At 38.4% G+C, this 20,629-nt stretch carries 19 protein-coding genes; 10 read left to right on the top strand and 9 right to left on the bottom strand.

Features of this window, described 5'->3' with window-relative positions:
* Window positions 1–394 precede the first annotated feature (394 nt).
* From rlmB to PARC_RS03410, 5 genes are all read right to left on the bottom strand, one after another.
* Entirely contained in the window at window positions 395–1,138 is a 744-nt protein-coding gene (gene rlmB / locus PARC_RS03430; protein ID WP_007378377.1) for a 23S rRNA (guanosine(2251)-2'-O)-methyltransferase RlmB, read from the bottom strand.
* Entirely contained in the window at window positions 1,135–3,630 is a 2,496-nt protein-coding gene (rnr, locus tag PARC_RS03425; RefSeq protein ID WP_010554320.1) for a ribonuclease R, read from the bottom strand. Before rnr ends, rlmB begins: the two co-directional genes overlap by 4 nt.
* 208 nt (window positions 3,631–3,838) lie before the next feature.
* A complete protein-coding gene (locus PARC_RS03420; RefSeq protein WP_010554319.1) occupies window positions 3,839–4,573 on the bottom strand; it encodes an enoyl-CoA hydratase/isomerase family protein in 735 nt (244 codons plus the stop codon).
* Window positions 4,574–4,671: 98 nt separating this feature from the next.
* The gene (locus tag PARC_RS03415; RefSeq protein WP_010554318.1) at window positions 4,672–5,286 is read right to left on the bottom strand and encodes a response regulator transcription factor; all 615 of its coding nucleotides are present in this window, start codon (window positions 5,284–5,286) and stop codon (window positions 4,672–4,674) included.
* Window positions 5,283–6,386 (bottom strand): sensor histidine kinase, encoded by a 1,104-nt coding sequence (locus PARC_RS03410; RefSeq protein WP_010554317.1) that lies wholly within the window; start codon window positions 6,384–6,386, stop codon window positions 5,283–5,285. Before PARC_RS03410 ends, PARC_RS03415 begins: the two co-directional genes overlap by 4 nt.
* A 325-nt stretch (window positions 6,387–6,711) precedes the next feature.
* Here PARC_RS03410 and PARC_RS03405 point away from each other — a divergent pair, with 325 nt between their 5' ends.
* The 4 genes from PARC_RS03405 to queG all read left to right on the top strand — a co-directional run bounded on the left by PARC_RS03405 (window position 6,712) and on the right by queG (window position 10,745).
* Complete coding sequence (locus tag PARC_RS03405; RefSeq protein WP_010554316.1) at window positions 6,712–7,578, top strand: DMT family transporter; 867 nt, start codon at window positions 6,712–6,714, stop codon at window positions 7,576–7,578.
* Window positions 7,575–8,279: a glycerophosphodiester phosphodiesterase gene (locus PARC_RS03400; protein ID WP_010554315.1), complete on the top strand. Its 705-nt coding sequence runs from the start codon at window positions 7,575–7,577 to the stop codon at window positions 8,277–8,279. Before PARC_RS03405 ends, PARC_RS03400 begins: the two co-directional genes overlap by 4 nt.
* A gap of 45 nt (window positions 8,280–8,324) precedes the next feature.
* Window positions 8,325–9,545, top strand: a complete 1,221-nt coding sequence (locus tag PARC_RS03395) for a methyl-accepting chemotaxis protein (RefSeq protein ID WP_010554314.1) — start codon at window positions 8,325–8,327, stop codon at window positions 9,543–9,545.
* Window positions 9,546–9,611: 66 nt separating this feature from the next.
* Window positions 9,612–10,745, top strand: a complete 1,134-nt coding sequence (gene queG, locus PARC_RS03390) for a tRNA epoxyqueuosine(34) reductase QueG (protein WP_010554313.1) — start codon at window positions 9,612–9,614, stop codon at window positions 10,743–10,745.
* Window positions 10,746–10,791: 46 nt separating this feature from the next.
* On the opposite strand, the gene PARC_RS03385 is transcribed toward queG, so the two are convergent.
* The 3 genes from PARC_RS03385 to PARC_RS03375 all read right to left on the bottom strand — a co-directional run bounded on the left by PARC_RS03385 (window position 10,792) and on the right by PARC_RS03375 (window position 14,576).
* A complete protein-coding gene (locus PARC_RS03385; protein WP_010554312.1) occupies window positions 10,792–11,919 on the bottom strand; it encodes a response regulator in 1,128 nt (375 codons plus the stop codon).
* Window positions 11,920–11,973: 54 nt separating this feature from the next.
* Entirely contained in the window at window positions 11,974–13,968 is a 1,995-nt protein-coding gene (locus tag PARC_RS03380; RefSeq protein WP_010554311.1) for a hybrid sensor histidine kinase/response regulator, read from the bottom strand.
* 119 nt (window positions 13,969–14,087) lie between these two features.
* Window positions 14,088–14,576 (bottom strand): GNAT family N-acetyltransferase, encoded by a 489-nt coding sequence (locus PARC_RS03375; protein ID WP_007579917.1) that lies wholly within the window; start codon window positions 14,574–14,576, stop codon window positions 14,088–14,090.
* 81 nt (window positions 14,577–14,657) lie between these two features.
* Here PARC_RS03375 and PARC_RS03370 point away from each other — a divergent pair, with 81 nt between their 5' ends.
* The 6 genes from PARC_RS03370 (at window position 14,658) to PARC_RS03345 (ending at window position 20,114) form a co-directional block, all read left to right on the top strand.
* The gene (locus PARC_RS03370) at window positions 14,658–15,233 is read left to right on the top strand and encodes a glutathione peroxidase (RefSeq protein ID WP_010554310.1); all 576 of its coding nucleotides are present in this window, start codon (window positions 14,658–14,660) and stop codon (window positions 15,231–15,233) included.
* 86 nt (window positions 15,234–15,319) lie between these two features.
* Window positions 15,320–15,601, top strand: a complete 282-nt coding sequence (locus PARC_RS03365; RefSeq protein WP_002958009.1) for a peptidylprolyl isomerase — start codon at window positions 15,320–15,322, stop codon at window positions 15,599–15,601.
* Window positions 15,602–15,665: 64 nt separating this feature from the next.
* On the top strand, window positions 15,666–16,244 hold the full coding sequence (locus PARC_RS03360) for a glutathione S-transferase family protein (RefSeq protein ID WP_010554309.1): 579 nt from the start codon (window positions 15,666–15,668) through the stop codon (window positions 16,242–16,244).
* Between the two features lie 17 nt (window positions 16,245–16,261).
* A complete protein-coding gene (locus tag PARC_RS03355; RefSeq protein WP_007579911.1) occupies window positions 16,262–16,612 on the top strand; it encodes a DUF2750 domain-containing protein in 351 nt (116 codons plus the stop codon).
* A 99-nt stretch (window positions 16,613–16,711) separates the two neighbouring features.
* On the top strand, window positions 16,712–17,392 hold the full coding sequence (locus tag PARC_RS03350; RefSeq protein WP_021032099.1) for a site-specific integrase: 681 nt from the start codon (window positions 16,712–16,714) through the stop codon (window positions 17,390–17,392).
* 148 nt (window positions 17,393–17,540) lie between these two features.
* Window positions 17,541–20,114 (top strand): M1 family metallopeptidase, encoded by a 2,574-nt coding sequence (locus PARC_RS03345; protein WP_010554307.1) that lies wholly within the window; start codon window positions 17,541–17,543, stop codon window positions 20,112–20,114.
* A 94-nt stretch (window positions 20,115–20,208) separates the two neighbouring features.
* On the opposite strand, the gene PARC_RS03340 is transcribed toward PARC_RS03345, so the two are convergent.
* The gene (locus tag PARC_RS03340; RefSeq protein ID WP_010554306.1) at window positions 20,209–20,574 is read right to left on the bottom strand and encodes a hypothetical protein; all 366 of its coding nucleotides are present in this window, start codon (window positions 20,572–20,574) and stop codon (window positions 20,209–20,211) included.
* Window positions 20,575–20,629: the final 55 nt, after the last annotated feature.

The following is a 20,629-nucleotide window of genomic DNA, read 5'->3' as shown; positions in this document are numbered from 1 at the left end:
AATAATTTTTTATGTAAGAACACTACACATCTAAATTATTGCCTTGTTATTAAACCGTTTACCTGCGCTTTGTATGAGATAAACGGTTCACTAACAGCGTTGATAATTTTTTATGTAAGAACACTACACATCTAAATTATTGCCTTGTTATTAAACCGTTTACCTGCGCTTTGCATAGGATAAACGGTTCACCAGCTGCGTTAAAAATAACTGATATAAGAACAACTATATTTCGTTATTTTTGCCTTGCTATAGAGCTATTTCCCTATCGCTATAATAGTGCACCAATTCAATACAATTGGTGCAAAGTTAAAGCGCAAATTACAGATACAAAAAAGCCGAGATTGAATTTCAATCTCGGCTTTTTAATACATAAAACTTATCGTTTTATATATTAGTTATTTGCGTTACGTTGGCGTAATACTTCAAACAAACAAATACCCGTGGCTACCGATACGTTTAAGCTTGAAACAGTACCCGCCATTGGGATTTTAACGAGCATATCGCAATGCTCACGCGTTAAGCGTCGCATGCCCTCGCCTTCTGCGCCCATAACAATAGCCATTGGCCCCGTTAAGCTTGCATCAAATACGTGGTTATCAGTTTCGCCAGCAGTGCCTACAACCCATACGCCTGCATCTTTAATTTCGCGAAGCGTACGTGCAAGGTTAGTCACTTGAATTAGCGGTACTGTTTCGGCTGCGCCACAAGCTACTTTACGTGCTGTGCCGTTAAGCTTGGCAGAGCGATCTTTAGGTACAATTATAGCGTGAACACCAGCAGCATCTGCACTACGTAGACATGCGCCTAAGTTATGCGGATCGGTAATACCATCAAGCACAAGTAAAAACGGTGTGTCTTCACGAGCAATTATTGCATCAAGATCTTTTTCGTTAAACGTTGGCGCTGCTTTTACGTTGGCAATAATACCTTGATGCTGCTCACCCTTTGATTTGCTATCAAGGGCTTTACGCTGCATAAACTGTACTGAAATACCAAACTTACGTGCTTCATCAATAATCGGAGTTGAGCGTTTGTCGTCACGACCTTTAAGGGCGTAAATTTCTACAAAGCGCTCTGGCTCGCTTTCTAAAATTGCTTCAACAGAGTGAAAGCCAAAAATTAATTCATTACTCACGTATTATCTGCTCCTGGGCTAGTACTTTTACGGGCATTTTTGCCAGCTCTTTTAGGCTTTTTAACAGCCTTCTTCTTCGGCTTTTTCTTTACGGCAGTGTCTACTGCTTTTTTATCTGCGGGTTTAGTTGCAGACTTATTTGCAGGCTTGCCTTTATCTTTATTTGCTGGCTTTTTTTTACCTTTTGGTTTGTCATCACTGTGCGACTTTTTACCCGGTACTTTGCCTGCTTTTAATTGCGAACGCACACTTGCTGGCGCATGCTCAGATTTACCTGAGCCTTTTTTTGGCGCACGACGACGTGAGTATCTGTCTTGTGCAACATCGCCTTTAAGCGTTAAGTTGATACGGCGATCGTCTAAACTAACCGACGCAACTTTTACTGTTACTTTATCGCCAAGGCGATAAACTTTGTGAGAGTGCTCACCTATTAGGGTGTGTTTTGCAGCATCATGCGCAAAAAACTCATCGCCTAAATTAGTAACATGAATAAGCCCATCAATTTGTAAATCGTCTAAACGAATAAACAAACCAAAGTTAGTGACCGATGAAATAACACCGTCAAACTCGTCACCTACGTGATCTTGCATAAACTCACATTTAAGCCAATCCGCTACTTCGCGAGTTGCATCATCGGCGCGGCGCTCTGTGGTAGAACACTGCTCACCAAGTTGATCAACTTCGTCGTCGGTATAAGCGTATTCGCCAGACGTTTGCTGACCTTGTGCTTTTATAACTGCTTTAATAGCACGATGTACTACTAAATCTGGGTAACGACGTATTGGCGATGTAAAATGCGCATAAGCCGATAACGCTAAACCAAAGTGACCAATGTTATCTGGCTGATATACAGCTTGTTTCATTGAACGCAGTAGCATAGTTTGAATAAGCTCGGCTTCTGGGCGGTCACCTAGTCGCGCTAATACTTGGGTTATTTCTTTTGGCGTTGGCTCGTCGCTTAATGTACTTTCGATACCTAACTCGCCTAAAAACTTAGTAAAGTTACCTAGTTTTTCGCTGTCTGGTTCGTCATGCACACGATAAAGCGCGCTTGCTTCGTGCTTTTCAAGAATTTTAGCCGCCGATACGTTGGCTAAAATCATACATTCTTCAATCAGTTTGTGCGCGTCGTTACGAATAACAGGCACTATTGATTCTATTTTACGCTGAGCGTTAAATACAAAACGTGTTTCTAGGGTTTCAAACTCAATGGCACCACGGTCTTGGCGTGCAGCTTTAAGTGCCATATACATTTGCTGTAAGTCAGTTAAATGTGGCACTACGGCTGAGTATTCTTCGCGTAGTTTTTCGTCGTTTTGTAAAATGGCATTTACTTTGGTGTAAGTTAAACGTGCATGCGAGTTCATTATCGCTTCGTAAAACTTATAGCCCGAAAGTTTACCCGCGCTCGATACGGTCATTTCGGCAACCATACATAAGCGATCTACTTTTGGATTAAGCGAACATAATCCGTTAGAAAGCACTTTTGGTAGCATCGGAATTACTTGCTCAGGGAAATACACTGAGTTACCACGCAAAATTGCTTCTTTGTTAAGCGGCGTGTTCATTCCTACGTAATGCGATACATCGGCAATGGCAACCCATAAGCGCCAGCCACCCGATTTTTTAGGTTCACAGTATACGGCGTCATCAAAATCGCGAGCGTCTTCGCCATCAATGGTTACAAGTGGTAAGTCACGTAAATCTACGCGGCCTTTTTTGTCAGCGTCTTCAACAAATTCACCTAGGTGAGCAACTTGTGCTTCAACTTCTTCTGGCCATACATGTGGAATATCGTGATTGCGCAGTGCGACTTCAATTTCCATACCTGGGGCTAAATGCTCACCAAGTACATCAATAATTTTACCTACCGCGTTCATGTTACGGCTTGGATTTTGAGTGATTTTAACCTGCACCATTTGGTTATGGCGGGCACCGTTTTCGTTGCCTGGTAAAATCATTATATCTTGCGTTATGCGCGGGTCTTCAGCTACCACAACGGCAACACCATGCTCAACAAAGTAACGGCCAACAATTGGCGCGCGCTCGTTAGTAAGCACTTTTATAATACGTGCATCGCATTTTGAGCCAGAGCCACGTTTAGTGCCTTTAGCTAGTACAATGTCGCCATGTAACACCATATTCATTTGGTGCTTAGCAATAAACCAATCTTTACTCTCGCCTTCAACTTCTAAAAAGCCAAAACCGTCTCTGTGGCCTATTACTTTGCCTTTGGTTAAACCGGCTTCGTCAATTAGGGCATAGCATTTAAATTTATTAAAATACAGCTGTCCGTCACGCTCCATAGCGCGAAGGCGGCGTTTAAATGCTATTTGGCGTTCGTCATCGTTTACTGCTAGTTCTTCACATAATTGCGCGTAGTTAGCAGGTTTTGAACGCTCTTGAAGGTGAGTAAGTATAAACTCACGACTAGGGACTGGGTTTTCGTACTTTTCTTGTTCTCGACTGAGATTTGGATCTTGGTTTGACATTCACTATCTTGTTAGTTGGTTATGTAGGTATTTTAACCCATATAGTTATAATGAGACAGGTAAAAGCGATTAAACTTTTAAGAAAGCACTTTTACCTTGCTGTTTATCTTGCTGTATAGTTTAAAAATCTAGCGCAATGGGGCTTAACGACCCCTTAACTGCAAAGTATTTAGTCATCTGGTAGCAATGCTAAAACCCTTTTCTTATACTATTTTTTTTGCAGGTTTTTCCAGAGCAGTTTGCTTATATTATCAATAAAGCTTGGGTCTTCTTCTTTCATTGTAAGCAAAATTTGCTTATTCATTTGTGATTTATTTTGAGCGTAAATCCAGCGGTTTTTGTTAAACTGCTGGGCAAACTCAAGTACACCTGCTTGTAGTTCATCGTTATTTGCAAACACAGCTTCAACTACTTTGTTCTCTAGCAACTGCTGTGCACCAACACGCTCTCCTGACATAGCTAAACGATTAAAGAATGTTTGCGAAATTGCTTTATTAATTATAGGAAACATCGACGGTACAAACGGCACCATTACATCCACTTCAGGAAAACAAAAGAAGCCTTTATCTGACTTCATAAATCTAAAATCGCACGCACACGCAAGCACCGAACCATTGCCATAGGTATGCCCGTTTAACGCAGCAATAATAGGCATAGGAAAAGTAACTATGCGCTTAAACAAGTCACTTATTTGAATCATAAAGTCAGAAATTGCAGCAGGTAAAATACTTGGATTAGACATCCATTGAAGGTCGATGCCTAATGACCAGTTTTTGTCACTCGAGGACGTTAAAATAACTGACTTAATATTTTGATCTGCTTCAATGTGGTCAAGGTGTAAATTAAACTCGGCCAAAAACGCTGGATTGTGACGGTTTTCAGCGGTATTCATGGTGAGTATAGCTGTGTTATTTTTAGTTGTTAGTTCTATTATATTTGCCATTAAACCCTCTTTTAACGCTTTTTAAGCTAACTTTAAGCGCTGTTCGTTACTTTTACATATCATAGTAATACTTTGCTTATAGTTTATAAACCCACTATTTAAAGCCATCCTTTTTGTTTAGCTATACGCGCAGCATCTATACGGTTAGTGGCGTTTAGCTTAGCAATAGCGTCTGATAAATAATTACGTGTAGTACCTTCGCTTATAAATAACTGCTTGGCTATGTCGCTTGTTTTAAGGCCGTCGCTTGCAAGTTTAAGTGCTTTGCGTTCTTTATCGGTAAGTGGATCTGCGTCGTCCAATGCATTAATAGCAAGCTCTGGGTCTATCACTTTTTGCCCCTGCATTACTTTTTTAAGCGCATTTATTAGCTCTTCACTGGGTGCTTCTTTTAAAATAAAACCTTTAACACCTGCTATAAGCGCTCGCCTAATATAACCCGCACGAGAAAATGTGGTCATAATAACCATTTTTATAGCGGGAAACTTAGCGGCTATTTTTTCACTCAGCTCTATACCATTCATGGTTGGCATTTCTATATCGGTTAAAATTATATCGGGATGTAAATCACTATCAAGCGCTTCAATTGCATTAAGTGCATCTTGCCCGTTACTTGCTTGCCCAATAATCTCAATATTAAAATCGAGTCCTAACAATGCTGCTACTGCGTCGCGCACAAGCGCTTGATCTTCCACTAAATACACTCTGATCATTGTAAATCCTTAGCTGAAATTGGTAGCATTACATTTAAAGTAAAAATATCGCCACAGGTAAATGTTGCACTGCCATTGAGTTGCTCTGCCCGCTCTTTAATACCATTTAGGCCATTGCCCGAATTTAATGTGGAGCACGGTGCTCGATCAATAACGGTAATGAGTAGCTGCTGCGCTGTTTGTTCTATATTTATTTCGCAATTTTTTGTGCTGCTATGGCGTAGCAAGTTGGTAACGGCTTCTTTAATTATAAGGCCGGCGATGCCCTCTACTTTAGCGGGTAGAGTATTTAAAACTACATTAAATGAAACGTTAAAGTCTTGTTCTATTAATCTTTGTTTTAACTGTGCTACTTGGCTAACAAGGTTAAGCTGTTTTAAATCACTAACGGCGCTTCTTACATCACTGAGTAACTGCCTTGCCAGATCGGCCACTTGTGCAATTTCGCTATTTGCTTGAGCGTAACGCTCACCTTGGTTTAATTTATTGGCAAGCTCAGCTTTTAAAGCAATAGATGACAATGAGTGACCTAAAATATCGTGCAAGTCGCGGGCTATCCGTTCACGCTCAGCAATTGCTGCTAATTGCTCTAATTGGTTAGCGTTTTCTTGCTCACGTTTTTTGTACAGGCTCTCTCTTTTAGCTGCAATACCATAACTAAATAAGGCTGCACATAAAATCAAAGCAACGGCTAAAAAGTATTGCACCTTCCCTATATCACCAATATATGCGCTTAATAAAACCGTAGATATAATCGCGAGTGCAGCATAAATTCTTTGATGGTAGCTGTATGCATAGCCTGCTACGTACGCTGCAAAGCCAAATAAAGTAGGAGTACCTGTGGTGTAAAACGTGGCGCAAAAACAAATTAATAGCATGGCTACAAACAACTTGGTCACCCCTGCACTTTTGCAGTTTATTGCTTTTACATATAAAAGAATAAAAGCAACATAAAAGGCTAAAGACATCGTTATTTGGTTAGCAGTAAAGCTCGCAAAATTAATTATTAGTGGGAGTAAATAAAAGCCTGTAAAAATTAAATGCCCATATTTCCAAAAACCTTTATCACTTTGTTGAGAAAAGGAGTTAAGCGAGCTCATACTAATACCTCAGGCATATTATTTTTACTTATAGGACTATTTTTATTAATAAATATAAATAACATAAAAATGCATGCCAGCATAAAGCAATCTGCGTACGTAATCGTAAAACTTAACGCCTCTAGCACTTCATTAATAGTTAAGCTGATTAAAATTAAAGAATTCATAATTATCCCCTGTTGAGTAAGGTAACTATGCCAGCGTATAAAAATAATAAGAGTGTGAAGTGTCATCAACTTTTATGACATTTGTCATGCGGAAAAAATTCATCTTAAGAATTTTTAAGCAATGTTAATATATTCAAAAAGTACAACAAGGAAACTAAATGCAATCTCAGCAGCAAAGTTTAATTTATTTGCACATAGCGGTATTACTTTTTGGCGGAACCGCTCTATTTGCCAAGCTTATTGGTTTAAATGCTTTAGATATTACCGTTTACAGAACTGCAATTGCAGGAATGGCTATTTTAGCCATGCTGTATTTTCAAAAAAAACAAATTAAACTCAACAAGCCTAAAGACTACCTTATTGCTTTATTTTTAGGTGTTGCAGTGGGTATTCACTGGGTTACCTATTTTGCTGGTATGCAAATGGCCGGTATAACTATTGGAATGCTAGCATTTTTTAGCTATCCCGTAATGACGGTGTTTTTAGAACCCTTATTTAATAAAAGCAGGCCAAAAGCAAAAGATATAATAAGTGCGGCGGTGGTTGTTTTAGGTATTTACCTGTTAGTACCAAGTGCAAATTTAGGTGACGATGTGACCTTAGGTGTAATAACAGGTGTTATATCGGCATTGTTTTTTTCAATCAGAAACATTACCCATAAGCGCTACTTTAGCCAATATGGTGGCCCGCAAACTATGTTTTATCAAACCTTAGTGGCAAGCATTATGCTGTGCGCATTTATAGAAGTGCCGGTATATGAGGTTAGTCATCACGACCTAATTTTAATTGCCATAGCGGGTGTTATTTTTACAGCTACACCGCACTCGTTATTTGCAGCAAGTTTAAAGCATTTATCAGCGGCAACTGCGGGGTTAATTTCTTGCTTACAACCACTTTATGGCACCATACTGGCTATAGTAATTATTCATGAACGTCCTACTGTTATGACGTTAGTTGGTGGAGCACTCATAGTTAGTGCCGCTTGTTTTGAAACGTGGTCAATCACTAAAAAGGCTCGACAATGAAAGTATTTGCACACCGTGGTGCCAGTGGGGATTTTCCTGAAAACACCAAAAGCGCTATTTTAGAAGCATTAAAAGTAGGTGTTGATGGTATTGAAGTAGATATTCAAAGTTCCTTAGATGATTACATGGTAATACACGACTCATGGCTCGATAGAACCACCAGCGGTAAAGGTAGGGTGAGTAACTTTACGGCACATGAACTATCTAAACTTGATGCTGGAAAGGGTGAAAAAATTCCCACTCTTCAACAGTTGTTTGATTGGAATAACAATAAATCTTTATTAAATATTGAGCTTAAACATACGTTTGAACTAGAAAGGTTTGTGGCTCAACTAGAACAAAACATTGAAGCTAACAAAATATCGAAAGCCAATATTTTAGTATCATCGTTTGATCATCATCAACTACATTGGCTTAAAAGCAAGCTACCATGGCTTAAAATAGGCGCCCTTACTTCTTCTATTCCAATTAACTATGCAAAGTTTGCAAGTGATTTAAACGCTTATAGCGTACATGCAGATAAAACCTTTATAAATAAGGCTTTTGCCGATGATGCAAAAAAAAGAGGCTTAAAGATTTATGCTTATACGGTCGATAGAGAACAAGATATAGCGCTAATGCTTGAGTATGGCATAGACGGAATTTTTACAAATTACCCAGCGCGAACCAAAGCTTACTTGTTATCGTTACAAAAAAGCTAACTTACACCTCCCTAACTAAAATAAGAATCGTAGGGCTTAAGCATAATGAGTAGTTTTATGAAAATTTATAACTATATAGAGCAAACATTCTTTTTTACGTTAACGCGTAAAATAGTCGGTAATTTGAGTTTTGTATTATTGTTCCAAGCAATTACGTTATTTTGGCTGCATCAGAGCTTAAGCGAACAACAGCAAAGTACAGGGCTATTTTGGCTTCTTACGCTTGTTATTATATCTGGTTTTATTTTTACTCTTTTTTATATGCGTTTTTTAATTGTTCGCCCTGTTACCGCTATGCGCGATACCTTGATAAAAATAAACCAACAAGATGCAAATTTAGCAGCAAAACTTCCTCACTTTTCGTATGACGAATTTAAAGATTTAAGTACACAATATAATATATTTACTGCCCATTTAAGTGAGTTACTCAGCACAACATATAACAGTGCTCAAGCTAGTGCACACAGTAATATACAAGTCACTGAATCGATGAAAAATACTGAGCAATCAAGTGAGCAACAAATACAGTTAAGCCACAGTATTATTAATGCCAGTATGCAAATAACCCAAAGCTTACAAAACATAGTAAATAATACAGATAGCGTGCATAACGTTAATAATGAACACCTTAACTTTGTAAAACTATCTGCATCAGAGCTCGCTGCCTTAGTAAAGCAGGTTAAACTTATTACTAATATGCTAGGTAGCTTTTCAAATACAATTGCGGGACTTAAAGAGAACAGTGAAAACATTCGTAGTATTTTAAAAATGGTTGAAGAGTTTTCTGATCAAACTAATTTGTTAGCCCTTAACGCCGCAATAGAAGCAGCTAGAGCGGGTGAAGCTGGCAGAGGGTTTGCCGTAGTTGCAGACGAAGTACGCACACTTTCAATAAAGGTAAGTGGCGCAACTAGGCAAATAAGCGACTTTATTACTCAAATGAATGAGCTAGTAAATGAAACAAATAAAGAGTCAGAGCAATTAATGACTCACTCCAATAATGCACAAAGCTCAATTAGTGCAACCTGTGAGGGTTTTACAAAAATGCTTAGTGAGTTTGAGCACAACCAACAGCAACTACAACAAATAGCCAGTGCTGTACATATGCTTGAGGGCACTCAAACTAATACTCACCAATCGGTAGAGCAAATAGTAGCTTTAGGTGAGCAAGCTAAACAGCAAATAGATACGGCATTAGCCGATAGCGAGCAATCTCAACAGTTAAGCTTACAGACCCAACAACAGTTAAAGCGCTTCGTGCGCTAAGAAGCGTTTTCGGGCTCAGAGAAATATGGTAAATTACGCAGCTATTAATTTAAGTGTGTGAAGTGTGTGAGCAACCCTACCCCAGACTATGAAAAATTAGCCCTACAAATAAAAACCTGGGGGCAAGAGCTTGGTTTTAGCGAAGTAGGTATTACTGATATTGACCTATCTAAGCACGAAGCCCAATTGCAACGCTGGCTTGATGCTGGCTACCACGGCTCGATGGATTATATGGCTGCTCACGGTATGAAACGCGCTCGCCCTGCTGAATTAGTACCTGGTACACAGCGTGTTATATCCGTAAAAATGAATTATCTTCCTCCCGATGCTGGCTTTGCAAAAACCTTAAAAAATAAAGAAAAAGCATACATAAGTCGTTATGCACTGGGTCGTGATTACCATAAATTAATGCGTAATCGTTTAAAAAAACTTGGCCAAAAAATAGAGCAAGAAATTGGCGAATATGGCTTTAGGCCCTTTGTAGATTCAGCCCCGGTACTTGAGCGTCAACTTGCCGAAAAAGCCGGTTTAGGGTGGCGTGGTAAGCATTCGTTATTAATTAATCAAGAAGCAGGATCGTGGTTTTTTTTAGGCGAGCTATTTATTGATTTACCCCTACCAATAGATGTAGAGAATACGTTTGAAGGCTGCGGTAAATGTGTTGCTTGTATTACTCTTTGCCCAACAGGTGCAATTGTAGAGCCTTACGTCGTTGATGCACGTAAATGCATATCGTACTTAACGATAGAACACCAAGGACCCATACCCGAACAATACCGAACTTTATTAGGCAACCGTATATATGGTTGTGATGATTGCCAGTTGGTATGCCCTTGGAATCGTTATGGACAAATAACGGATGAAAATGACTTTCATCCTCGTACTCAATTAAAAAATAAAGATTTACTTGAGCTATTTGCTTGGGATGAGCCTACATTTTTAAAAAATACCGAAGGCAGCCCTATTCGCCGCATAGGTCACGAACGTTGGTTACGTAATATAGCGGTCGGTTTAGGTAATGCAGAGTTTAGCCCGGCTATTATTCATGCCTTACAAGATAAAAGCCAAATATGCAGCGAGCTTGTTTTAGAACATATTGAATGGGCGCTTGCTCAACAAAACGATAAACAACGATTACAAATTCGTAAAACGGCTAGGTTAATCAGAATCGTAGAAAAAGGCTTACCCAGAGATGCATAATGCAGTTGGAGTAAGCCTTAAAGTAACATTATTTAATTAAGTATATTTAGCTCTTTAAAAGCAATGACAGGTCTTGTTCAATTTCAGCAAAAGCTGCTTTTACCTTTTTAACAGACTCCTCTCTGGCCACTGAGTTTTGGATAGTTTCATCTACTTTTTTATAAATAAACACCTCCTGATCTTCATCTAATCCCATTGATGGGATACGTTCTTCGAGCTCTTCTTGTAACTGTTTAAACACTTTTTCGTTGTTTTGACGGTTGTCATTCAATAAGCTAATTAAGCCATGAAACTTACTGTGAACTGTACTTGCTACGGCATTAAGTTTTGCTTGTTGTGATTCAAGCATTTTCTTAGTCATGATGGCGCGTAGCTGCTGCTCGGTAACACTGACAATAAAACATACGTGGTCGCGTATACGCCCATGCTTATCAGGGTCATGATCGGGCATATTTAAAATAAGTAAGCTAATCAATTCATAATTAACTAAAATTCGATGCGAAAATTCATGTAAACGCCCTTTGTTTTTAAGCATTTCAAATAGCTCCACCACAATAGGTGAACACACGCCACTTAATGCAAAGTGACTAATTTCATCGTTCTCTCTAAACTCAATATTACTTTGCAAATCAAAAGATTGTAGGCAATCTATAAGCGCTTTACCTAGCTCTTGAGGGTCATTAATAAAGCCTATGTTTTCAACGTAGTTAACTATCTGCCCCATTTCACTGCTGTTAGCCATGGCATTAAATGCAGTTGATGTAGCATCTTCAACTTGCTTTTCAAGGCTTTGTTTTTCAACAAGTACTTGGTTTAAATTTTTAAGCTTTGACTTAAGTTCATCATGGCCAAAGGGTTTTACAATATAGTCTTCTGCACCAACTGAGTAGCCTTCCATGCGTTCTTCAACTGTGCCACGAGCAGACACAAACATAACAATAATGTGTGCTGTATTTGGGTTTGCTTTAAGTGCCTTACATACTTCATAGCCGTTCATTTGCGGCATACTTACGTCGAGCAATATAACCTGAGGCATATAGCCTTCAACCATGTTTAAACACTCAGGACCACTCGTTGCTACTTGTAATTCAAAATCAAGCTCCTCTAAAATTTCCTCAATAATTTCAAGGTTAAAGGGTTCGTCATCAACGGCAAGTATTTTAGTTAAGGCCATAATTTATCATCCATTCAAATTCTCAAAAAAGTTACTTGGCTTGCCAAAAAACAATTAATTACTGTGTTGTATTAATTGATCTTCAGCCAAATGATCATCTAGATTTATTTCTAATGGCACCTGTATAGATATAGTTGCACCACCATTTTCGTTGTTACGTGCAGTGATCTCACCTTGATGTAAAGACACAAACTCTCTACACAATGCAAGGCCCAATCCGGTACCACCGGCACCGCTATTTGTTTTGCTGCTTTGTACAAACTTAGTAAAAATATGTTCCAGCTCATCTTCTGGTATACCGACCCCATTATCGGTAACCTCTATAGTAGCAAGCTTATTATCTGACTCTAAATTTACCCGTATTTTACTTTTGGGTTCGCTAAATTTAAGTGCATTACCTAATACGTTTCGAAGTAACTGATTTATTTGCTCTTCATCACATTGCGCAATTACAGGTAATGGCTGCGCGGTAAATACAACCTCAATTTCTTTTTCCATTGCCGTACCAGATACATCATCAATACTTGTTTTTATAATGTTCGCTAAATTATATGGACGAGGATTAAATGGAAACTTACCCACATCTAGCTTAGATAGGTCGAGTAAATTATTTAGTAACGACAGTAAACGCTCACCACTACTCTCTATTCGCGATAGGTATTTAATGAGTTTCTCTTTTGCAAAATCTCCAGTTTCTAGTTTGCTTAAACCAAAACGTGAAAAGCTTAAAATAGAGTGCATAGGTGTTCGAAGTTCATGCGACATGTTTGCTAAAAATTCTGATTTACTTAAGTTTGCAGCCTCAGCGACGTTTTTAGCGTGCTCGAGTTGTGAAGTACGCGCTCTTACTTGCTCTTCAAGGATATCTTTTGCTTCAAGTAGTAAATCTTCTTTTTGCTTGAGGTGAGTTACATTTTTAAATATTACGGCAAGTGCTATTTCGCCATGGTGATCTATCTCATTAAAAGATCCCACTAACGGTATATAGCCCCCTGCAGTTTTAGATAAACGTAAGTCGCAGCTAAATTGGCGATTACTATTTAATGTCGAAATTTTATTTTTAATACCTAACGTTGAATCATCATCTAAAAAGCTAAATACTGATTTACCTTCTAGTTCGTTAAACGGTAAGTTAAATAGTTTTAAACAAGCATCATTAGCTTCTATCACTCTACCGCATTTCTCAAACAACATAATTGCATCGGGCGTATGCTTATAAATAACCTGAAGTAGGCTGTCTTTTTCAATCAGGGCATCAACTGTATCTTGTAGCCTTTCGACGAGTTCTGCGTTATGGCGTTTTAATAGCTCTGTTTGCCACAGTTTATGTATTGATTGTAATAATGAGCTGTCGTTCAATGGCTTAATAAGTACGTCTTCTACACCTTGACGAATAGCTTCAATCATTGAAACTTGATCGGGACGTGAGGTAAATAATAAGCAACGGCAATGTGGTTGCATTATTTTTAAGTTTGAAAAAATTTCTAAACCGGTTCCGTCATCTAAAACAAAATCACTTATCAGTATATCGATTTGCTTTTCTTTCGTAATTTCTAAAGCTTCTGCAGAGGTGGTTGCTGTATGGGTCTCGATATGAGCACCGATCAAGCTGTTTTTCATTTTTTCGAGGCGCTCAGGAACATGATCGACGAGTAAAATAGCGGGTAATTGCAAAATATGATTAGAGCCTAATTCTAGTAAGCTCTCTAAAAGAGAAGTAATTTCTTTATTAGAAAAAAACGGGTAGATCACGGTTGCGTCAGGCGCAACATGATTTAGCTCACTAAACGCAGTTAGTTGCTCACCACTTTCTGCTTTTGGAGCAAGCAGCATAAAACGCTCTTGCGCTACTTGGCTAACAAGCGGTTTTATAGAATCAACAGGCACACCATGGGCAACAACAACTAAGTCGTAGTCGCCTATATTGGTATACATGTCTAGCATGCTGAAATGAATTAATTCGACTTCACATCCTATTAATTCTAAAAGCACTTTCACACGCATTGCGATGACGCTGCTACTATCAACAATTAATATTTTTCGAATCATCAAGCTACACTTCAAATTAATAAACTTAATATGTTAATAGCGTAGACTATTTTTATTTAATTGGCATAAACCCTTCGTCTTATTTTGTAAAAAAATATTACAACATTATGAAAAATAATTTATTCCAGATGTTTTCCAAAAATAGTAAGGCTATACGCCTTATCATCCATTATGGCAACGCTTGGCAACTCACCCCATATTGCAAAATCAAAATGCTTAAACAATTTAACACTCGGTAAGTTATGACTAAAAATAAAGCCGAGTAATACTTTAATATTTAATTGCTTAGCTTGTGTTTGAGCAAATATCATTAGCTTTTTACCAAGCCCTTTACCTTGCGCTTTACTGGTAATGTAAATGCTCATTTCTACTGTGCCGTCGTAAGCTGGGCGCCCATAAAACGATTTATAACTTACCCAAGCAAGTACTTGGTTATTTTCGCAGTAAACGTAAATAGGCCTTTTATCGTTGTGGCTATTAAACCAGTCTCGCTTTTCGTCAACGCTCACTTCTTGCGTATCTGCAGTTACCATTCGCCCTGCAATAGTTTCGTTGTAAATGGCTACAATTTCATTAAGATCATTAATAGTTGCTAAACGGATTGTCATAGGTCATTAGAGGGTTGATCAATTTGTTCCATATTAGCGTATGATTATCCAATCAAACAATCGTAAAGTTTAGGTAATGTAATGCTTAAAATAATTATAATAGGTTTAACGGCTTTACTTATTAATGATCCCCTTCAAGCTCAAACACCATCAATCATAAATAAAACCTCTACACAGGACTGCCAAGATTTTACCAATGTAGATATACGAAAGCTTCGCTCAAAAGAATCTACTAACTTGTGCCAATTTAAAAATAAACCTTTGTTAATAGTAAACACGGCAAGTAATTGTGGTTTTACATATCAATTTAAAGGCCTTGAAGCGCTATATCAACAATACAAAGAGCAAGGTTTAGTCGTATTAGGGTTCCCCTCTGATGACTTTTTTCAAGAAGAAGACAATGAAAAAGAAACAGCGAAAGTATGCTTTGTAAATTATGGTGTAACTTTTCCCATGTTTGCCACCAGCAAAGTTCGTGGTAGCGAAGCAAATCCAATTTTTAAATATTTGAATGAGCAAACTAGCTCTCCAAATTGGAACTTTTATAAATACTTAGTGTCTGCTGATCGTAAAACAGTTTTACGGTTTAACAGCAAAGTGGCACCTAATTCAGAGCAAATGATTACTGCAATTGAAACTGCGTTTTCTGATAAATAAGTTTATACTGGTACAATTAGTTGAAACTAACTAGAATGATATTTCAATTCGGTTAAAAAAACACCACACTATACTCGGGAGATTTTATGACAGTAGCAAGCGCACGACATATACTTGTAGACAGTGAAGCACAATGCTTAGACTTAAAAACAAAAATTGAGCAAGGCGAAGACTTTGCTGAACTAGCAAAAGCACATTCTAATTGTCCTTCAGGTCAGGATGGCGGTGCTCTTGGTGAGTTTGGCCCTGGTATGATGGTTCCAGAGTTTGATAAAGTTGTGTTTTCTGCGCCAATTAATCAAGTACAAGGCCCTGTGCAAACTCAATTTGGTTATCATTTACTTGAAGTTACTAGCCGTTCAGAATAAATTTAACTGTACTGTAAGTAACATTTGATAAAAGCCGCTTATGCGGCTTTTTTATGGAGTAATTATGCAATTAATTGGTTCTGTACCTTCACCTTACGTGCGCCGCATTAGAATTTGGGCACAACAAAACAGCTGCAAACTAGAGCTTGTAAGTCTCGATATATTTTCTGAGCAAGATCGCCCTACTATGGCTAGTAAAAATCCAGCTCGAAAAATCCCAATCCTGGTAGATGGCGACTTAACACTTAGTGACTCTAATTCTATATTACGTTATTTACTTGAAAAAACAGGTCAGCCAAAACTAACGTGGCCTCAAGAGCACTTACTTACGACTATAAATGCCTGTAACGATTCGTTAGTAGAAATGGTGTTATGTAAACGTTCTGGATTTGACACCAAAAGCGATAAATTATTTTTTAATCTGCAAAACGAACGTATTGAACAAACATTAAGCTTTTTAAATACCCATTCAAGCGATGAAGAATTTAAAAGCTGTGAATACCTCAACATCAGTTTATACTGCCTGCTTGATTGGATTTGCTTTCGCGAATTAGCTGACTTTAGTCAGCATTCAGCGCTTGTTGCTTTTCATAAGCAATATGATGAGCGCCAAGCAGCAATAGACACCAATCCTCGTCACTAATTTAAAAGGGTAAACACATGAGCGATATCGAAATTGAATCACAACTAGTTAACTTCGTAGAAAAAGTACGTGTTAGCGAAGTAATTTGGGCACTTGGTGCAGAAGATAATGGCTTTGTAGTGTGCGATTCTAACCAATTTGACGAAACTGACGTACTACTGCTTTGGGAAAGTGAAGCAGCAGCTAAAGCACAGTGTAAAGAAGAGTGGAAAGATTACAGCCCAGTAGAAATCAACCTTGATGAATTTTTAGATGCATGGGTTGAAGACTTAAATGAAGATAACGCACTTGTTGGTATCAATTGGAATGACGACCAAGTATGTGCAGAAATTGAACCTACAGGTTTAGCTCGCGCATTGAGTGAATAATACTTTATACGCTTTACTCTAAAAGCGGATAAAACCCGACTAGCATCTACTGCTAGTTGGGTATAAAATAAAACACATCATTATTTTCAAGGTATTACGTTGAAAACCCATCTTGGTCGCCGGCCCTTTTCAGCCATGGAACTGCACACTCTTTATAATGGATATATATACGGTGATTTTAAAGTTGCACGAGAGCAACCAAAACACTGGCATTTTTGGCTCCCTTTAATTGCATATTATAGTGGTGCTTATAGCGATGAGATTGGTTATTTAACGCTTGATGATCTGTCCCTTGAAAAAAACGTCTTATGCTTTAATTTTCATACCCACGGTAAAATAAAACCTCGCTTAGTTCCTGTACATCAAGCACTTATAAATGCTGGATTTAATGAATATATAACGTTCATCAAATCGCAAAACCAACACCGATTAATGTTCGACTTACCCGCTAAAACTGGCAGGTACAGTGAAAAAGTCCGCATTTGGTTTTCAGGCGAAGGTGAGCGAGCCGGTTATCTGCAAAAATGTGATATACCAAACGTAGATCAACTCGGTATGAAAACAGCAATAAGCAGTCTTCGTCTTAACTTTGAGCAACAAGTGCGTATATACGCCCTACAAGCTAACTCTAAAGACGCTTTTAATTACTTGATGGGTTTTAACGAGTATCCACACGATGTGTTTAGCGATACCTACTTATTAAATACCGTTGTCCAACAAATACGTATTATTAACTCACACCTGCATTGGCAGCGTTTTATAACGCGCGAAAGCCACTGACAAACTTTGTTACTATTTCCCCTTAAAGTCACCGTTATAATCAATTACTCTATTTAAAAAAACTGTTAGGATATCTAACCCCCTAATTATATGAGCATAAAAAAGCCTATTTAGGGTAGTTTCTAACAACAACAATCTAGGGATCACTATGTTTCTTAAAAGCCTCTTAACAGTGAGCGTTGCTTTGGCAATGGGTGCTGCAAACGCTAACGAATTCGTTATTGAAAAACTCGCAAAACCAAGTTCACAACAGGTGTCGTTAACACTCGACCCGAGCCAAGATACATTCACAGGGATGACTGAGATTGCCCTAGAAGTACTAAAACCAACAAAATACATTGAGTTAAATGGCGTAGCTTACGCTGTTAAAATGGCGCAACTGCTTGGTGATGAAAACTGTGATTTAAACAATGAAATGCTTAAAACAGGTAAAGTAAAATTTAGCTGTGATGAGCAAATTCAACCAGGTAAATACACACTTAAAGTTGATTTTTCAGCGCCATATAACCGTCAAAGTGTTGGTTTATACAAAACATTAGACCAAGGCACTCCTTACTTATTTACTCAATTTGAAATGAGTGATGCACGCCGTGCATTTCCTGTTTTTGACGAGCCAAGTTACAAAATTCCATTTCAGTTAACGATTACTGCGCCTACATCACAAAAAGTATATTCAAATACGCCAGAGCTTAAAGCAATCGTTAATGGCGATATGACCACACACTACTTTGATAAAACACCGCCAATCCCTTCATACCTAGTAGCGATGGCTGTTGGCCCGTTTGAAGAATTAGAAATTAAAGGCATGCCAATTCCTGGTCGTGTAATTACCCCACAAGGTAAAATCCACTTAGCCCAATACGCTAAAGAAAACATGCCAAAAGTACTGGGCGCACTTGAAGCGTATTTTGGTATTCCTTACGTTTACAAAAAATTAGACTCAGTAGCTGTACCAGAATTTCCATTTGGCGCAATGGAAAACTCAGGCTTAGTGACCTACAGAGAAGATATTTTATTGGTTGATTTAGCTGCCGCAACACGCAGTAAAAAACAACGTAATGTATCAATTATTGCTCACGAACTTGCTCACCAATGGTACGGTAACTTAGTAACCATGAAATGGTGGAACGACTTATGGTTAAACGAAGCGTTTGCTAGCTGGATGGCTGCAAAAATTACTAAGCAGCTTAACCCTGAGTTTGAATCGCACTTAGACCTGCCACAAAACAACGTAATGGCACTTGATGCACGCCTAAGCACCAAGCCTATTCGTAAGCCAATTAAAACCGAAGCCGACATTATGGACGGTTTAGGTCTTGCTTACAGTAAAGGCAGCTCAGTACTTGCTATGGTTGAAAACTGGATTGGCGAAGATGCATTTCAAAAAGGTATTCAAAGCTACTTAAAAGAGTTTTCATATAAAAACGCAGAAGCGGCCGACTTATGGGAAGCACTTGGTAAAGCATCAAATAAAGACGTAGCGAGTGTTTTAAAATCGTTTATTGAACAGTCTTCTTTCCCACTAGTTAAAGTAACTCAACAAGACAGCAAAGTAACTATTTCACAAAGCCGCTTTGTAAATGCAGGCGTTGATGCGCCAGAGCAGTTATGGAATGTTCCGGTTGCAATTAAATATGGTGCTGGCGATAAAGTAAAAACAGCAAATGTATTACTTAATAAACAAAGCCAAACGCTAGACTTAGACTTTGAGCCAGAATGGATTTATCCTGACCAAGGTGCACTAGGCTACTACCGCTGGGTAATGGATGACGCACAATTTAGCGCACTTGTTAAAAAGGCGCCAAGCGTACTGAGTGACCGTGAACGCCTAGCGTTGTTATCGGCTACTGATGCACTACTTGACGCTGGTGTTATATCTGCTGCTAAGTTAATGCAAACACTTGAAGTGTTCGTAAGCGATAGCCACCCTCGCGTAGCAAATACCGCGCTAGGTTACTTAGTATCGCAACAACGTACTTTTAAAGACGATAGCAATAAAGACCTATGGCCTGAATTTATTCGTAATGCAGTAACGCCTGCAGCTAAAAAATATGGTTTAGAAGCTAAAGCGGGAGAAGACGGAGCTATTGCACAACTTCGTGCGGCCGTTGTATCACGCTTAGGTTTTGATGGTGAAGATCAAAACGTAATCAGTAAAGCGAAAGAACAAACACAAGTTTATTTAAATGCTCCACAAAAAGTAGACCCTTACTTAGCCGGTACGTACTTAACTCTTGCTGCTTTTCATGGTGACAAAGCGCTGCTTGATCAATTCATGACAACGTTTAAAACAACGAAAGATCCACAAGTACGCACTAACATGCTTGCTGCAATGGGCTTTTTTGGCAAACCTGAATTACAAAAAGCGGTATTAGCTTATAGCTTAACGGATGAAGTAACTGCATCTGACATGCGTACTATTTTGTCAGGTCAAAGTTATACAGATGAGCGCCAAGCGTTATTTATTGACTGGGTTTACAGTAACTACGATAAAGTAACAGCAAGCTTACCGCCTTTCTTTATTCCTAACTTACCGTACTTTACAACGGCGAGTTGTAATGCAGAAAGCTTAGCTAAAACAAAGACCTTTTTTAACGAAAAAGTAGCTGATGTAGCCGGTTACGCTCGTACATTAAGTAAGCTTGAAGAAAGCACAAACGATTGTATCGCGCTTAAAACACGTGAACTAGAATCGGTTAATAGCTTCTTAAAAAGTAAGTAACCCTTAGGTTTATTAAGCTATAAAAACACAAAAGCCGCTGAATATAAATTCAGCGGCTTTTTACGTTTATATTTACGTTTATATTTTTGCTTTATTAATTACCAATAATCATCGTTAGCTTAGCAATAAAGTCTTTTGCTGCTTGCTCAGAGTTTATTTTAAATGCCACACCGTAGTGAATAGGCTGAGCACTTTTAAAAATACGTGTAGGAAAGCGTGTCATCTCGCTGCTATGAAAGTAGCCTTGCGCACGAGTTACGCCATCAATATCACTAAAGTCATCGCTAAACACCTCAAATGCTGGGCGAATTACTATTTTACCCTTGCCGCTTTCGCTGTGGGTATAAAATGCTTCTTTAGAGTTTACTAACATGTACTCTGCAATATTTTTAATCTTAAAATTACTTCTACACTGTAATTTAATGAGCTGTTCTGCCAGCTCGTCTGCACTATAAGCCACGTGTAATCCCTATTAGTTAATTTGCGTATTAGATTAACGCATACACACAATAAAA

This window comes from Pseudoalteromonas arctica A 37-1-2, from assembly GCF_000238395.3.
In the GTDB taxonomy this organism is placed as follows: domain Bacteria; phylum Pseudomonadota; class Gammaproteobacteria; order Enterobacterales; family Alteromonadaceae; genus Pseudoalteromonas; species Pseudoalteromonas arctica.
This window is presented reverse-complemented; position numbering and strand designations above follow the sequence as displayed.

Excerpts from the sequence above, each read along its gene's own strand:
- rnr (WP_010554320.1), bottom strand. The coding sequence starts at position 3,630 with ATGTCAAACCAAGATCCAAATCTCAGTCGAGAACAAGAAAAGTACGAA.
- PARC_RS03420 (WP_010554319.1), bottom strand. The coding sequence starts at position 4,573 with ATGGCAAATATAATAGAACTAACAACTAAAAATAACACAGCTATACTC.
- PARC_RS03415 (WP_010554318.1), bottom strand. The coding sequence starts at position 5,286 with ATGATCAGAGTGTATTTAGTGGAAGATCAAGCGCTTGTGCGCGACGCA.
- PARC_RS03410 (WP_010554317.1), bottom strand. The coding sequence starts at position 6,386 with ATGAGCTCGCTTAACTCCTTTTCTCAACAAAGTGATAAAGGTTTTTGG.
- PARC_RS03405 (WP_010554316.1), top strand. The coding sequence starts at position 6,712 with ATGCAATCTCAGCAGCAAAGTTTAATTTATTTGCACATAGCGGTATTA.
- PARC_RS03400 (WP_010554315.1), top strand. The coding sequence starts at position 7,575 with ATGAAAGTATTTGCACACCGTGGTGCCAGTGGGGATTTTCCTGAAAAC.
- PARC_RS03395 (WP_010554314.1), top strand. The coding sequence starts at position 8,325 with ATGAGTAGTTTTATGAAAATTTATAACTATATAGAGCAAACATTCTTT.
- PARC_RS03385 (WP_010554312.1), bottom strand. The coding sequence starts at position 11,919 with ATGGCCTTAACTAAAATACTTGCCGTTGATGACGAACCCTTTAACCTT.
- PARC_RS03380 (WP_010554311.1), bottom strand. The coding sequence starts at position 13,968 with ATGATTCGAAAAATATTAATTGTTGATAGTAGCAGCGTCATCGCAATG.
- PARC_RS03375 (WP_007579917.1), bottom strand. The coding sequence starts at position 14,576 with ATGACAATCCGTTTAGCAACTATTAATGATCTTAATGAAATTGTAGCC.
- PARC_RS03370 (WP_010554310.1), top strand. The coding sequence starts at position 14,658 with ATGCTTAAAATAATTATAATAGGTTTAACGGCTTTACTTATTAATGAT.
- PARC_RS03365 (WP_002958009.1), top strand. The coding sequence starts at position 15,320 with ATGACAGTAGCAAGCGCACGACATATACTTGTAGACAGTGAAGCACAA.
- PARC_RS03360 (WP_010554309.1), top strand. The coding sequence starts at position 15,666 with ATGCAATTAATTGGTTCTGTACCTTCACCTTACGTGCGCCGCATTAGA.
- PARC_RS03355 (WP_007579911.1), top strand. The coding sequence starts at position 16,262 with ATGAGCGATATCGAAATTGAATCACAACTAGTTAACTTCGTAGAAAAA.
- PARC_RS03345 (WP_010554307.1), top strand. The coding sequence starts at position 17,541 with ATGTTTCTTAAAAGCCTCTTAACAGTGAGCGTTGCTTTGGCAATGGGT.